General features: G+C 69.1%; 8 protein-coding genes. 7 read left to right on the top strand and 1 reads right to left on the bottom strand.

All coding sequences use genetic code 11. The features are described 5' to 3' along the window. The first annotated feature begins 1,173 nt into the window (after positions 1 to 1,173). Both MKK55_RS00655 and MKK55_RS00650 read left to right on the top strand, forming a co-directional pair. On the top strand, positions 1,174 to 4,371 hold the full coding sequence (locus MKK55_RS00655; protein ID WP_243932776.1) for an efflux RND transporter permease subunit: 3,198 nt from the start codon (positions 1,174 to 1,176) through the stop codon (positions 4,369 to 4,371). A gap of 13 nt (positions 4,372 to 4,384) precedes the next feature. Then, complete coding sequence (locus tag MKK55_RS00650; protein WP_243932775.1) at positions 4,385 to 5,656, top strand: efflux RND transporter periplasmic adaptor subunit; 1,272 nt, start codon at positions 4,385 to 4,387, stop codon at positions 5,654 to 5,656. A 193-nt stretch (positions 5,657 to 5,849) separates the two neighbouring features. Here MKK55_RS00650 and MKK55_RS00645 read toward each other — a convergent pair whose 3' ends face one another. After that, a complete protein-coding gene (locus MKK55_RS00645; RefSeq protein WP_243932774.1) occupies positions 5,850 to 6,419 on the bottom strand; it encodes a thermonuclease family protein in 570 nt (189 codons plus the stop codon). Positions 6,420 to 6,537: 118 nt separating this feature from the next. Between MKK55_RS00645 and MKK55_RS00640 the strand changes: the two genes are divergently transcribed. The 5 genes from MKK55_RS00640 (at position 6,538) to MKK55_RS00620 (ending at position 12,237) form a co-directional block, all read left to right on the top strand. Then, a complete protein-coding gene (locus MKK55_RS00640) occupies positions 6,538 to 6,846 on the top strand; it encodes a PepSY domain-containing protein (protein ID WP_187274690.1) in 309 nt (102 codons plus the stop codon). 21 nt (positions 6,847 to 6,867) lie between these two features. Beyond that, the gene (locus MKK55_RS00635; protein ID WP_243932778.1) at positions 6,868 to 7,548 is read left to right on the top strand and encodes a response regulator transcription factor; all 681 of its coding nucleotides are present in this window, start codon (positions 6,868 to 6,870) and stop codon (positions 7,546 to 7,548) included. After that, the gene (locus MKK55_RS00630) at positions 7,545 to 8,894 is read left to right on the top strand and encodes a sensor histidine kinase (protein ID WP_243932773.1); all 1,350 of its coding nucleotides are present in this window, start codon (positions 7,545 to 7,547) and stop codon (positions 8,892 to 8,894) included. The genes MKK55_RS00635 and MKK55_RS00630 overlap by 4 nt, the downstream gene beginning before the upstream one ends. Before the next feature lie 656 nt (positions 8,895 to 9,550). Continuing rightward, the gene (locus MKK55_RS00625) at positions 9,551 to 11,275 is read left to right on the top strand and encodes a putative bifunctional diguanylate cyclase/phosphodiesterase (RefSeq protein WP_243932772.1); all 1,725 of its coding nucleotides are present in this window, start codon (positions 9,551 to 9,553) and stop codon (positions 11,273 to 11,275) included. 26 nt (positions 11,276 to 11,301) lie between these two features. Continuing rightward, positions 11,302 to 12,237, top strand: a complete 936-nt coding sequence (locus MKK55_RS00620; protein ID WP_243932771.1) for a BLUF domain-containing protein — start codon at positions 11,302 to 11,304, stop codon at positions 12,235 to 12,237. The last annotated feature ends 76 nt before the right edge of the window (positions 12,238 to 12,313 follow it).

Genomic DNA, 12,313 nt, shown 5'->3' with positions numbered 1-12,313 from the left:
CAACGCGCGCGGCGACTGCACCGCCACGCACTTCGATTTCGATGCGATGATGACCGTGCTCGATGCCGGACTGAACATCGCGTTCGGATCGCTAGGGGATCGTCGTCTCCATCTGGCGTTCGTCGAAGCCGAACTCAAGGTGATCAGCGTCATCGGCGACCGGCATCGTGGGACTACGACGCCGACCCCTGAGCGACCGACAAGCGACGCCCCCGAACCGAGGGCGCGCCTCCGTCGAAACCGGGGAACGTCGAAGCGTCGACCCCGGAGCAGATCCTGGAGGGTTGAAATCTCGATTAGACACCGACCGAGAAGACGTTTGACAACTTTTCGAGCATGGTCCGTCGGGCTGGAGATGGTGGCGTGGCGGCTACCTGAGGCTGGACGATGTGCGTGCGGCGCTCGTGATCCATGACGAGGTTCAGGAAGACGTTTCCGCAGAAGCCTTCGTCGATGGCCGCTGGTCAGCGCATGCCGTTGCCGTGCCCCAGGCCGGGGGAGACCGATGGCGTAACGTCAGCCCGGACCAAGCCCCCGTTGACGCGAGCGCTGCCGGGTTGGAAGCGATCGGCTGCCGGACCATCCGGATCCGGCGGCCGGGACGGGGGGCAACGCCAGGAGGATGGCCTGGTTTTGGACATCACAGGGTGGGATGTCGGGCGACAATCCGGGCCGGCTGCCGGTTGGGCAGCAACTCCGATGGCGGAAATGGCGTTCACCGTCCGAAAACCGTGGTGCGGTCTCATCGACCAATAAACGTCCGCCCGGTCTCGCTCCAGACCGCGGCGTCTACCGCATCGAACGATGAGCCGCCGGTCCGGCACCCGTGTCGTCCGAGATCCGCTGTGAATTCAAAGCGGGTGTGGGTCAGTCCCACCGCGCCCTCATTCAAGAGAAAGCTCAGGTTGCCGCAGCGGCAGCTTAAATCGTCAGGTCGCAGTCATCGCTCGGCGTGCCATAAAAGTACGCTACGAATCGTATTCAGTGCCGTCAACGACAGCAGAGTTGACTGCACTGACCATCGATAGAGGATTGTATCTCCTTGTTTCTGGTGGCCTCGCGCGCGTGACGTCATCAAATTGCCGCACTGGCCCGATGAATGCATGATGCGATATGCTTCTGTACGCGGCCGTCGAGCCCCGCCCAACGGATTGATCGAGGCGAATTCAAGGTATGGCGGCGATCGTTCGACTGGCCCTGCTGCGGCCCTACACCTTCGTCGTGATGTCGATCCTGATCCTGATCTTCGGGGTCATGGCGATCGTGCGCACCCCGACCGACATCTTCCCCCGGATCGGCATCCCGGTGATCAGCGTCGTCTGGCAGTACACCGGGTTGCAGCCCGACGACATGGCGGGACGCATCGTATCGGTGTTCGAGCGCTCGCTGACCACCACGGTCAACGACATCGAGCACATCGAGTCGCAATCGGTCCCGGGCTACGGGATCGTGAAGATCTACTTCCAGCCCGGCGTCGACATCACCGCAGCCCAGGCGCAGGTCACCTCCATCTCGCAGACGCAGCTCAAGCAGCTGCCGCCGGGCGTCACGCCGCCCCTGATGCTCGCCTACAACGCGTCGAGCGTGCCGATCATCCAGCTCGCCCTGTCCAGCGACAGCCTCTCGCAGACGGCGCTCAACGACCTCGCGCAGAACTTCATCCGGCCTCAGCTCACCACGATCCCCGGGGCGCAGCTGCCCTACGCCTACGGCGGCGCCGCGCGCCAGGTGCAGATCGATCTCGACCAGTCGGCGCTGCACGCCCACGGCCTGTCGGCGGCCGACGTCGGCGCGGCCTTGGCCCGGCAGAACCTGATCAATCCGGTGGGCACCCAGAAGATCGGGAGCTTCGAGTGGATCGTCGACCTCAACGATTCACCCAAGAGCATCGAGGCGTTCAACGACCTGCCGGTCAAGGTCGTGGACGGCGCCGTGGTCTTCATGCGCGACGTCGCACACGTGCGCAACGGCTCGCCGCCCCAGACCAACGTCGTCCAGCTCGACGGCAAGAAGGGCGTGCTGATGTCGATCCTCAAGATCGGCAACGCCTCGACCTTGGACATCATCGCCGACGTCAAGGCGCGCCTGCCCGCCATCCAGGCGGGCCTGCCGACGGGCGTCGACCTCAAGTACGTGGCCGACCAGTCGGGCTTCGTGCGCGAGTCCGTGGTGGCGGTGGTGCGCGAGGGGGTCATCGCCGCCGCGCTGACCGGCCTGATGATCCTGGTCTTCCTGGGCAGCTGGCGCTCGACGCTGATCATCACCGTGTCGATCCCGCTCGCCGTGCTGTGCTCGCTGATCGCGCTCTCGGCGCTCGGGCAGACCATCAACGTGATGACGCTCGGCGGGCTCGCGCTGGCCGTCGGCATCCTCGTCGACGACGCGACCGTGACCATCGAGAACATCAACCGGCACATGGAAGAGTTCGGCGAGGACATCGTCACCGCGATCACCCGCGGGGCGCAGGAGATCATGCCGCCGGCCACCGTCGCCCTGTTCTGCATCTGCATCGCCTTCGTGCCGCTGCTGGCGTTGGGCGGCGTGGCGGGCTTCCTGTTCCGGCCGCTGGCGATGGCGGTGGTATTTGCGATGATCGCGTCCTACGCGCTCACCTATACCCTGGTGCCGACGCTGGCGCGCTACCTGCTGACCGAGCACGCCCACGGGCAGGATCCGGCGAACAAGCCCGGCCCCTTCGCCCGGTTTCAGCGAGGCTTCGAGCGCCGCTTCGAGGCCCTGCGGCAGGCCTATCTCGGGCTGCTCGGCTTGGCGCTGTCGCGCCGGAAGTCGTTCGCTGTCGGCTTCCTCACGGTGGTCGGCCTGTCGTTCGGCCTCGTCCCCTATCTCGGGCGGGACTTCTTCCCGGACGTGGATGCAGGGGCGCTCCGCATCCACCTGCGGGCCCCGACGGGCACGCGCATCGAGGAGATGACGGCACTGACCGGGCGGGTCGAGGGACGGCTGCGCGCGCTGATTCCGCCGGAACGGGTGGCCAGCGTCGTCAACAACATCGGCCTTCCGATCAGCGGCATCAACATTTCCTATGGCAACAGCGGCACCATCGGCACCTTCGACGCCGACATGCTGGTGACCCTCGACGAGACCAGTGGCGGCAGCGAGGGCGGCCCATCGACCGCGGCGCTGACTCGGCAGCTGCGTGAGCGCCTGCCGCAGGATTTTCCCGGCGTGACCTTCGCCTTCCTGCCCGCCGACATCGTCAGCCAGATCCTGAACTTCGGCTCCCCCGCCGCGCTGGATGTCCAGGTGGCCAGCCGCGACATCGCGGGGGGCCGCGCCTACGCCAACATGCTCCTGGCCCGGGTCCGCCGCGTAGCCGGGGTCGCGGACGCCCGCATCCAGGAGCAGGCGCGCAACCCGGCGCTGCGGGTCGATTTCGATCGCGCGCTCGCCGGGGTCGTCGGCCTGACCGAGGGCGACGCGGCCGCGAGCCTCCAGGCGACGCTGTCGGGCAGCACGCAGACCGCTCCGACCTACTGGCTCGACCCGCGCAACGGCGTGTCCTACCCGGTCTCCGTCCAGACGCCGCAGTATTCGATCGACACGCTGGGCGCGCTCAACAACCTGCCGATCACCGCCGCCCGCTCGGAGCAGCTCCTGGGGGGCTTGGCGACGATCCGCCCCGAGCCGCTCAGCGCGGTGGCGACCGACTACAACATCGCCCCCACCGTCAACATCCTGGCCACGACGCAGGACCGCAATCTCGGCGGCGTCACCGCGGACATCCAGGGGGCGATCGACGCGACGCGGGCCGACCTGCCGAAGGGGGCGACCGTCACGGTGCGCGGGCAGGCGGTGACCATGGCGCAGGCCTACCAGCAGCTGCTCGTGGGCCTCGCCTTCGCGATCGTGCTCATCTACCTGCTCATCGTCGTCAACTTCCAGTCCTGGGTCGACCCGTTCGTCATCGTGACGGCGCTGCCGGCGGCGCTCGCCGGCATCGTGTGGATGCTGTTCGCCACGCACACCCACGTTTCGGTGCCGGCGCTGACGGGGGCGATCATGTGCATGGGCGTGGCGACCGCCAACTCGATCCTGGTCATCAGCTTCGCCCGCGAGCAGCTCGACGCGGGACGCACGGCGATGGAGGCCGCGCTGGCGGCCGGGGCGACGCGGCTGCGGCCTGTGATGATGACCGCGCTGGCGATGATGATCGGCATGGCGCCGATGGCGATCGAGCCGGGCCAGAACGCCCCGCTCGGCCGCGCCGTGATCGGCGGATTGCTGTTCGCCACGCTCGCGACCCTGTTCTTCGTGCCGGTGGTCTTCGGCATCGTGCATGGGCGGCCGCGCCGCGCCGCGGCCCGGCGCGAAGACGCTTCCCCCCAGCTCCTCTCGTCCCCATCGGCCTGAGCGCAGATCCCGCATGCACCCGACCCAACACGCCAAATCCGACGACGCCGCGCACGCGAGCGCCGAGCCCGCAGTCGCGTCGCCCCGCACGCCGTCGGGGCGCCGGGTCGGCGCGCTGCTGGCGGGCGTGGCCATCGGCGCCGCGGCGCTGGCCTGGGTCGGCATCAACGACCGTGCGAAGGGGATGCAAGAGGTCGAGAGCTGGACCGAACGGCAGGCCGTGCCCACCGTTCGGGTGGTGCACGCCCGGCGCGGGCCCATGGACGAGGACCTGACCTTGCCCGGGTCGCTGAGCGCCTTCTACACCGGGACGCTGTATGCCCGCGCCAGCGGCTACGTCACGGCGTGGCATCGGGATATCGGCGCCCGCGTGCGCAAGGACGAGGTCCTGGCCGAGATCTCGGCGCCCGACCTCGACCAGCAACTCGCCGAGGCGCGCGCCACCCTTGTTCAGCTCCAGGCGGCGGTCGACCAGGCTCAGGCGAACGCCGATCTCAGCGCGGCCACCAACAAGCGCACCGCCCGCCTGGTCACGCAGGGCTGGTCGAGCGAGGAGCGCGGCGACACCGACCGCTTCACCGCGGCCTCGCGCACGGCGGCCCTGTCGGTGGCCAAGGCGAACATCGTCGCCCAGCAGGCCAATGTCGGGCGCCTGGAGGAACTGACGCGGTTCAAGGAGGTCCGGGCACCCTTCGACGGGGTCGTGACCGCGCGCAACGTCGACATCGGCGACCTGCTCACGGCGGGGGGAACCTCGGGACGGCCGCTCTACCGGGTCTCGGATCTCCACCGGGTGCGCGCCTACGTGAACGTGCCGCAGGCCTTCCTCGCCGTGATGAAGCCGGGGTTGAAGGCCTCCCTGCGCGTGCCGGGGCAGGAGGCGGCGTTCGACGCGGAGGTGACCTCGACCGCGAACGCCATCGCGGAGGATTCCCGAAAGGGTCTCGTGGAGCTCCAGGCCGACAACCCGGAAGGCAAGCTCTGGCCGGGGGCGTTCGTGGAGGTGCGATTCCACGTGCCCTCGGACCCGGGGACGTTGCGCGTGCCCGCCACCGCGCTGGTGTTCGACCGCAACGGCACGCAGGTGGCGCAGGTGGGCGACGACTACCGGATCGCGCTGAAGCCCGTGACGCTCGGGCGGAACCTCGGCAACGAGGTCGAGGTGCGCGCGGGCGTGACCACCGCCGAACGGCTGATCGACAATCCTCAGGAGTTCCTGGCGAGCGGGGACGTCGTCCGCGTCGCCGGAGAGGAGGCCGCTCCGCGGACCGCCTCGGCGAACTGACGATCGCCCCCGCGGCGGACGTTTCCCGGCTCCGCGTGGTGCACCGCGACCCGCCATCGCGAATGGGTCAGGCTGCCGTGCAGCCTGACCGCACGACGATTTCGCCGGTCGCCGGCGGGCACGTCATGGCAACTGCACGCACCTAGAGCGGCGCCGTTCGCCTATCGGATACGCCCTATCGCCCGCCCTGCCGTCAGTCCGTCGGATCGTCGAACACTCCGGCCCACAAGCCGGCACGACGCCCCCAGGCCCGGTCGCTCGCCCGCCTGTAGGATGCCGGCGCGTCGCGGGCGGGCATCGCGTAACCGTTGGCGATCATCCAATCGCCGAGGTCCTCGTCACCGATTCGGCACGTCGCCTCGGCGGAACCGCTGTCTGGGCGATCGTGCCGCTCGCAAATCGGCTCCGCCGTCCCGATGCGTGCGATCATCTTCTCGCGGACTTGACGGCCGCACGCGTAGGGAACCTCGTGGGCGTCCCAACACGTCGCATCCGGTGCGGGCATCACGATGCCGAACAGCGTGATGGATCCGCCGTCGATCGTGAGGGTGGTCCCATTGATCAGCGAGGCATGCCCCGTCGCCGGTTCCCCAGCCAACGCCGGTTTCCCCGCGATGGCGAGACAAGTGGCCAGGGCCAGCGTCAAGACGCGGTTGTTCGGGACCCGGGCCGGGGGGTGATGTCTTGTGGCCGGCGGCGGGCACAGGATCGTGCCGGCAATCGCCGCCACGACGGTCAGAAGGATGCCGATGATGATGGACATGGCCGTGCGGCTCCGCGAACGAGGGATCTGCGGAGCGTTCTGGCGGATCCTGAACCCGCCGGCCTGACGGAGCCCGTCAGCCTCCCGTCAGGTTGACCCACCTATGGTGCCAGTGTCCATGCCGATCCTCCGCATCCTTCTCGTCGCCGCCCTTTGCTCAGGTCTCGTCCGGATGGTCCCTGCGCGCGCGGACGACGACGCCGACCGGGCCCGTCGCGCCCTCGAACGCGGCGAGATTCGTCCGCTCGACGAGGTCCTGCGCGCCGCCCGTGCTGCCGTGCCCGGCGACGTCGTGGCCCTCGACCTGAAGCACCACGACGGGCACTGGCTGTACAAGCTGCGTATCCTCGGCGCGGACAGCAAACGACGCGACGTGAAGGTCGATGCGCAGTCGCTGCAGATCATCGACAGGGACGACGATGACTGACCTGACATGGAAACGCGTCCGATGCGGGTGCTAGTCGTCGAGGACGAGCCCCGCATCGCCGCGGACGTGAGCGCTGGCCTGGAGCGTGCCGGCTACGTTGTGGACGTCGTCGCGGATGGCGAGGCCGCGTGGTTCCGCGCCGAGACCGAGACCTACGACGCGATGGTGCTGGACTTGGGCCTGCCGCGCCTCGATGGCCTCGGCGTGCTCCGCCGCCTGCGCGCGGCCGGCACGATGGTCCCCGTGCTGATCCTCACCGCGCGCGATGGCTGGCGGGAGCGCGTGGAGGGCATCGACGCCGGCGCCGACGACTACCTCGCCAAGCCATTTCGAATGGAAGAGCTCGCAGCGCGGCTGCGCGCAATCCTGCGGCGCACCGCCGGCCACGCCTCGCCGGTGCTGCGCGCCGGCGCCGTCGAGCTCGATACGCGCACCCGGGCCGTCAGCGTCGCCGGTCGCGAGATCGACCTGACCGCGTTGGAGTACCGCCTGCTCGCTTTCCTTATGCACCAGCAGGGACAGGTGGTTCCGGCCGGCGAACTTCTCGACCACCTCCACGGCGTCGGAAGCGACCGCGAGGCCAACGCACTCGAGGCGCTGTTGACGCGGGTGCGACGCAAGCTCGGGCCGGGAATGATCGAGACCCGACGCGGCCAGGGGTACCTCGTCCCCGCCGACCAACCGAAGGCGCCTGGCCGTTGAGGGCGGACTCCCTGCGCCTGCGCCTCGGGATCACCGGCGCCGCCTTGATCAGCCTCGCTCTGCTGCTGGCCGGCTTCGGCCTGACGATCATCTTCGACCGCGTGCTGGACGCCCGAACGGCCGACGAGCTCGACCGCTCGGCCAAGCTCATCGCCGGGCGCGTCGGACTGGCTTCGGACGGTGCCCCGACCCTGTCGCGCGAGCCGCCGGATCCGCGGTTCGCCACACCCTATGGCGGCCTGTACTGGCAGGTCGAGACGCCGGACCGGCGGTCCCTGCGATCGCGCTCGCTTTGGGACAAGAGGCTCGAATCGTCGGGCCTGGACACGGGTGATGCGCCGATGGTCGCCGATGCGACGGGACCGGATGGGGGGCGGCTCCTGGCCCTATCGCGACCGGTCGAGATCGATGGGGCCGGCGGAACGGCGACACGGTTGCGGGTCACCGTCGCCGAGGATCGGCGTGGACTGGCCGCGAGCCGGTCGACGTTCCTACGCCTTCTTATGCCGTCGCTCGCCGCGCTGTTCGTGGTGCTGACCCTGGCGATGGCGGTCTTCGTCCATCGCGCGCTGACGCCATTTCGAACGTTGCGCGCGAGCCTCGCCGCGGTGCATGCCGGAACGCGCGAACGCCTCCCGGACGTCTTCCCGGACGAGGTTCGTCCGCTCGTGGCCGACCTCAATTCGTTGCTCGACGCACAGGAACGGGCGCTCAAGCGAGCGGAGGCCGGCGCGGCGGACATGGCACACGGACTGAAGACGCCGTTGGCCGTCATCGACGCCCTGATGCGCAGGCTCTCCGCAACGGAACCGCTTGTGGCGCAGCAGATCGCGGAACAGACACAGGCGATGGGCGGTCAGGTCGATCGCACGCTGGCTCGAGCGCGCCTCGCGGGTGCTCGGGACCTGCGTCGCAGATCCTGTGGCGTGGCGGCGGTCGTGGACAGGCTCGTCGCCACGATGCGGCGGCTTCCCGAGGGCGACTCACTGGTCTGGGACGTATCTGTCCCTGCCGATCTGTCTTACCCGGGCGACGAGGGCGAGCTGATGGAGGTTCTGGGCAACCTGCTCGACAACGCGCGCAAGTGGGCACACCGGCGTGTGCGCGTCACCGGGACGCGGGACGGGGCGGGAGGCCGCTTGTCGGTCAGCGACGATGGGCCGGGGATGGACCCCACGGCCCTGGCCGGGCTGGGCCGTGGGGTGCGCTGGGACGAAAGCCGACCGGGCACCGGTTTCGGGTTGGCGATCGCCCGCGACGTAGCCGAGGCAGCCGGGGCCCGGATGGCATTCGGCGAGGCCGCCGAGGGGGGGCTGATGGTCGAGATGGTTTGGTCCTCCGGCTGAGGTCTTCGGCAGTCTTCCGCCGGCAGGGGACAGTCGAGACCGCCAGGATGGATATCCAGGCGGCTCCGCGAGCCACCTGGCCCGAGACGGCCCTTGCCGGCGCTGCCGGGACGCAGAGGCGGCCGTTGACGCTTCGAGCTCGAATCGAACGTCTGGTTCAAGGCCAAACGTCGGACGGGATCGACGCTTTACCCCGGAAGCAGACATCCGTTTTCTGCCGTTCCGGCAGCGGTCCGTTTCCCCCGTCACCGCGGTGGATCGCGCAGAATTTGCGAGTTTGGCAGCTACGGATGCCGGCGTGCGACCACCTTGCACGCCGCCGGGAACATCAAGTCCGTGCGTGTCGACCCCGGTATCCGGCGTCGCCTTAGGTACCGGATGCCTGCGTTCGACGGTCGATCCAAGTTCGACCTACCGGCTCCCACTGAACCGCTGCCGGAGGGCGTCGGCTTTGCCGCCAGTCCGTTGCTGCCGATACCATGGCAGCCAAGGCCGTCGACCTGCGCGGTGGCGACAGGTTCGAATGGCGGCTGATTGCAACTTGAGAGCGCGAATTCAACGCCCAGTGTAGCCTCTAATTAAGAATTCTACCTCTATAAATAAGTGGTTCCATTCGGCACGCTCGCTGGGCGGCCTGAGATCGGGTCCGATGTGCCATGAGCGCTGAACGGCACTACCTTGGCGCTGTCCGGCGCGAGACGCCGCGGAGCCTGCGGCCGAACGCGGGCACCCCCTCCCACGCCTGGGCGCGCTATCTCGACGTGATCCGGCACGGGCTGCTGATGATCGACGATGCGGGGCGCGTGATCGTCTCGAATGCGCCGGCCGAGCGCCTCCTGACCAACTTCCTGCCGCCTTCGCGCGAACCGGGTGCCAGGCCGTTGCTTCGCGCCCTGTGCGCCGGGACTGCGAAACCGAGGCGCGAGGTCTTCCGATCCTTGCGCCAGGGACGCGATCGTCGCACGGCCGTTTCGTTCGAGGTCAGGGATCAGGGGCTCACGCTGCAGGTCGAGCTGAATCCTGCAGAGGAACAGGGTTGGATCGCGACGATCGAGGACGTCAGCGCGCGCAAGGCCAGCGAGGCGCGCGCCGACGAGGCGGCACGCCAGGATCCGCTCACCGGCTTGCCGAACCGGCTGCTCCTGCAGGAACGACTCTCCGAGGCCCTCGTGCGCCTCCATCGCAACGGCGAGAAGTGCGCGCTTCTCCTCGTCGACCTCGATCGCTTCAAGCCCGTCAACGACACGCTCGGCCACCCGATCGGCGACGCGCTCCTGAAGAAGGTCGCCGATCGACTGCGCTCGGCCGTGCGGCCCACCGACACCGTCGCCCGGATCGGCGGCGACGAGTTCATCATCGTGCAGGCCGGCATCCGCGAGGCCAGCGACACGCAGGCCCTGGCTCGGCGCCTCGTCGACCTGATCGGCCGAACCTACATGATCGACGGGCACCTCCTGACGATCGGGGCCAGCGTCGGCGTCGCGTTGGCGCCCAACGACGGGGACGCCTCCGAGACGCTCCTGAAGAACGCCGACCTGGCCCTCTACCGGGCCAAGGTCGACGGACGCGGCACGTACCGCTTCTTCGAGCCCGAGATGGACGCGCGCATGCAGGCGCGCCGCCGGCTGGAGCTCGACATGCGTCAGGCGCTCGCCCGCCGCGAGTTCCAGCTGCACTACCAGCCGCAGATGCAGCTCGAGGGCGATCGGCTGATCGGCTGCGAGGCCCTGATCCGCTGGAAGCATCCCGAGCGCGGGGCGGTCTCACCACTGGACTTCATCCCGCTGGCCGAGGAGATCGGCCTGATCGTGCCGATCGGCGACTGGGTCATCCGGCAGGCCTGCCGCGACGCGATGCACTGGCCGGCGCACATGGCGGTGGCCGTGAACGTGTCCCCGGCCCAGTTCAAGAGCGACCGCCTGGTCGAGACGATCATGTCGGCGCTTGCCGGCTCGGGCTTGCCCGCCCGGCGCCTGGAGGTCGAGATCACCGAGGGCGTGCTGCTTCAGGAGAACGAGAAGACGCTGCGGACGCTGCATCGGCTGCGCGAGCTCGGCGTCCGCGTGTCGATGGACGATTTCGGCACGGGCTACTCCTCCTTGAGCTACCTGCGCTCGTTCCCCTTCGACAAGATCAAGATCGACCGCTCCTTCGTGAAGGACCTGTCGAGCAAGCCGGACGGCGACGCGATCATCAGGGCCATCGCGGGCCTCGGCAAGAGCCTGGGCATGACGACGGTCGCCGAAGGCGTCGAGACGCCGGAGCAGATGCAGCGCATCCGCGAAGAGGGCTGCACCGACGTGCAGGGCTATCTCATCAGCAGGCCGATACCGGCCGACGACCTCATGACCTTCCTCGCGAGCTACCCGCCGCACGCGTGATCCACCCCAGTCCCGGATAGTCTCTGATGAGCGAACTCTATCGCCTGGTCTACGCGAGCAAGAACCTGCTGAAGGGATCGGAGGCCGAGATGACGGCATCGATCACGCAGATCCACGCGGCATCGCAACGGAACAACGCCGAATCGGACGTGACCGGCGCGCTGATGTTCAATGCGGGGGCGTTCGCCCAGGTTCTGGAGGGACCGCGCCGCGAGGTCGAGGAGACGTTCGAGCGGATCCAGTGCGACGATCGGCACGGCGACGTGACGGTCCTCCAATGCGGGCCGGCCGAGAAGCGCGGCTTCGCGAACTGGTCGATGGCCTTCGTCGGCCAGTCCGCCGGGGGACAGGCGCAATTCAGCCAGCTGGCGGCCGAGAGCGGCTTCGACCTCTCGCGCCTGGACGGCGACGCCGTGTTCGCGATGCTGCACGGGCTCGTGCTGGAGGAGGAGCGGGTGCCGGCACCCGCGCCGATCGCTTCGCCGTCCGAGGATCTCCCCGCAACGGGCCTCGATGTCGAGCAGCTGCGAACGGAGATCGCGCAGCTTCGGCGAGAGGATGCGGCCCCCCGGATCCCGCCGGCGCCCGACGCGGTCCTGGCCGGCCCGATCGCGGTCGTCGGCCCGCGCGCCCGCCCGGGAGGCGACGCGACGGGCTCGGCCGGCGGCGCGGCGGACGCTGCCTTGTCCGTGCTCAAGACCGCCCTGGCGCGCGAGCGGCAACGGACGAGCGAGCTTCGGACGGAGATCGACGCGCTTGAGGTCGCGCTGGCCTTGCACCAGGACCAGATGGAGGCCCTGCGGGCGGAACGGGACCGCTGGGCCGAGCGCGCACGCCTTCTTGCCGCGGCGATGGTCCAGGAGGCGGGCGACGTCCGGACGTCGCCCGATCACGCGAGCGCCGGGTCCAGGGAGCCGACATCCGCCGCGGCGCCGGGCGCGGCCCGTCGCCTGCGCGCCTAGAGCCTGCTCCAGCGAGGGGGATGCCCCGGTGATCCGATCGCGGGCCGGCGCGAATACGGACCGTCGTCCACGCCCG

Origin of the sequence: Methylobacterium sp. J-059 (assembly GCF_022829485.1) — a bacterium.
Taxonomy (GTDB): Bacteria; Pseudomonadota; Alphaproteobacteria; order Rhizobiales; family Beijerinckiaceae; genus Methylobacterium.
The sequence above is the reverse complement of the archived record's forward strand: the minus strand, read 5'-3'. Positions and strand labels throughout refer to the sequence as shown.

Coding starts and splice junctions, on each gene's coding strand:
- MKK55_RS00650 (WP_243932775.1), top strand. CDS start 4,385: ATGCACCCGACCCAACACGCCAAATCCGACGACGCCGCGCACGCGAGC.
- MKK55_RS00620 (WP_243932771.1), top strand. CDS start 11,302: ATGAGCGAACTCTATCGCCTGGTCTACGCGAGCAAGAACCTGCTGAAG.
- MKK55_RS00655 (WP_243932776.1), top strand. CDS start 1,174: ATGGCGGCGATCGTTCGACTGGCCCTGCTGCGGCCCTACACCTTCGTC.
- MKK55_RS00635 (WP_243932778.1), top strand. CDS start 6,868: ATGCGGGTGCTAGTCGTCGAGGACGAGCCCCGCATCGCCGCGGACGTG.
- MKK55_RS00640 (WP_187274690.1), top strand. CDS start 6,538: ATGCCGATCCTCCGCATCCTTCTCGTCGCCGCCCTTTGCTCAGGTCTC.
- MKK55_RS00645 (WP_243932774.1), bottom strand. CDS start 6,419: ATGTCCATCATCATCGGCATCCTTCTGACCGTCGTGGCGGCGATTGCC.
- MKK55_RS00625 (WP_243932772.1), top strand. CDS start 9,551: ATGAGCGCTGAACGGCACTACCTTGGCGCTGTCCGGCGCGAGACGCCG.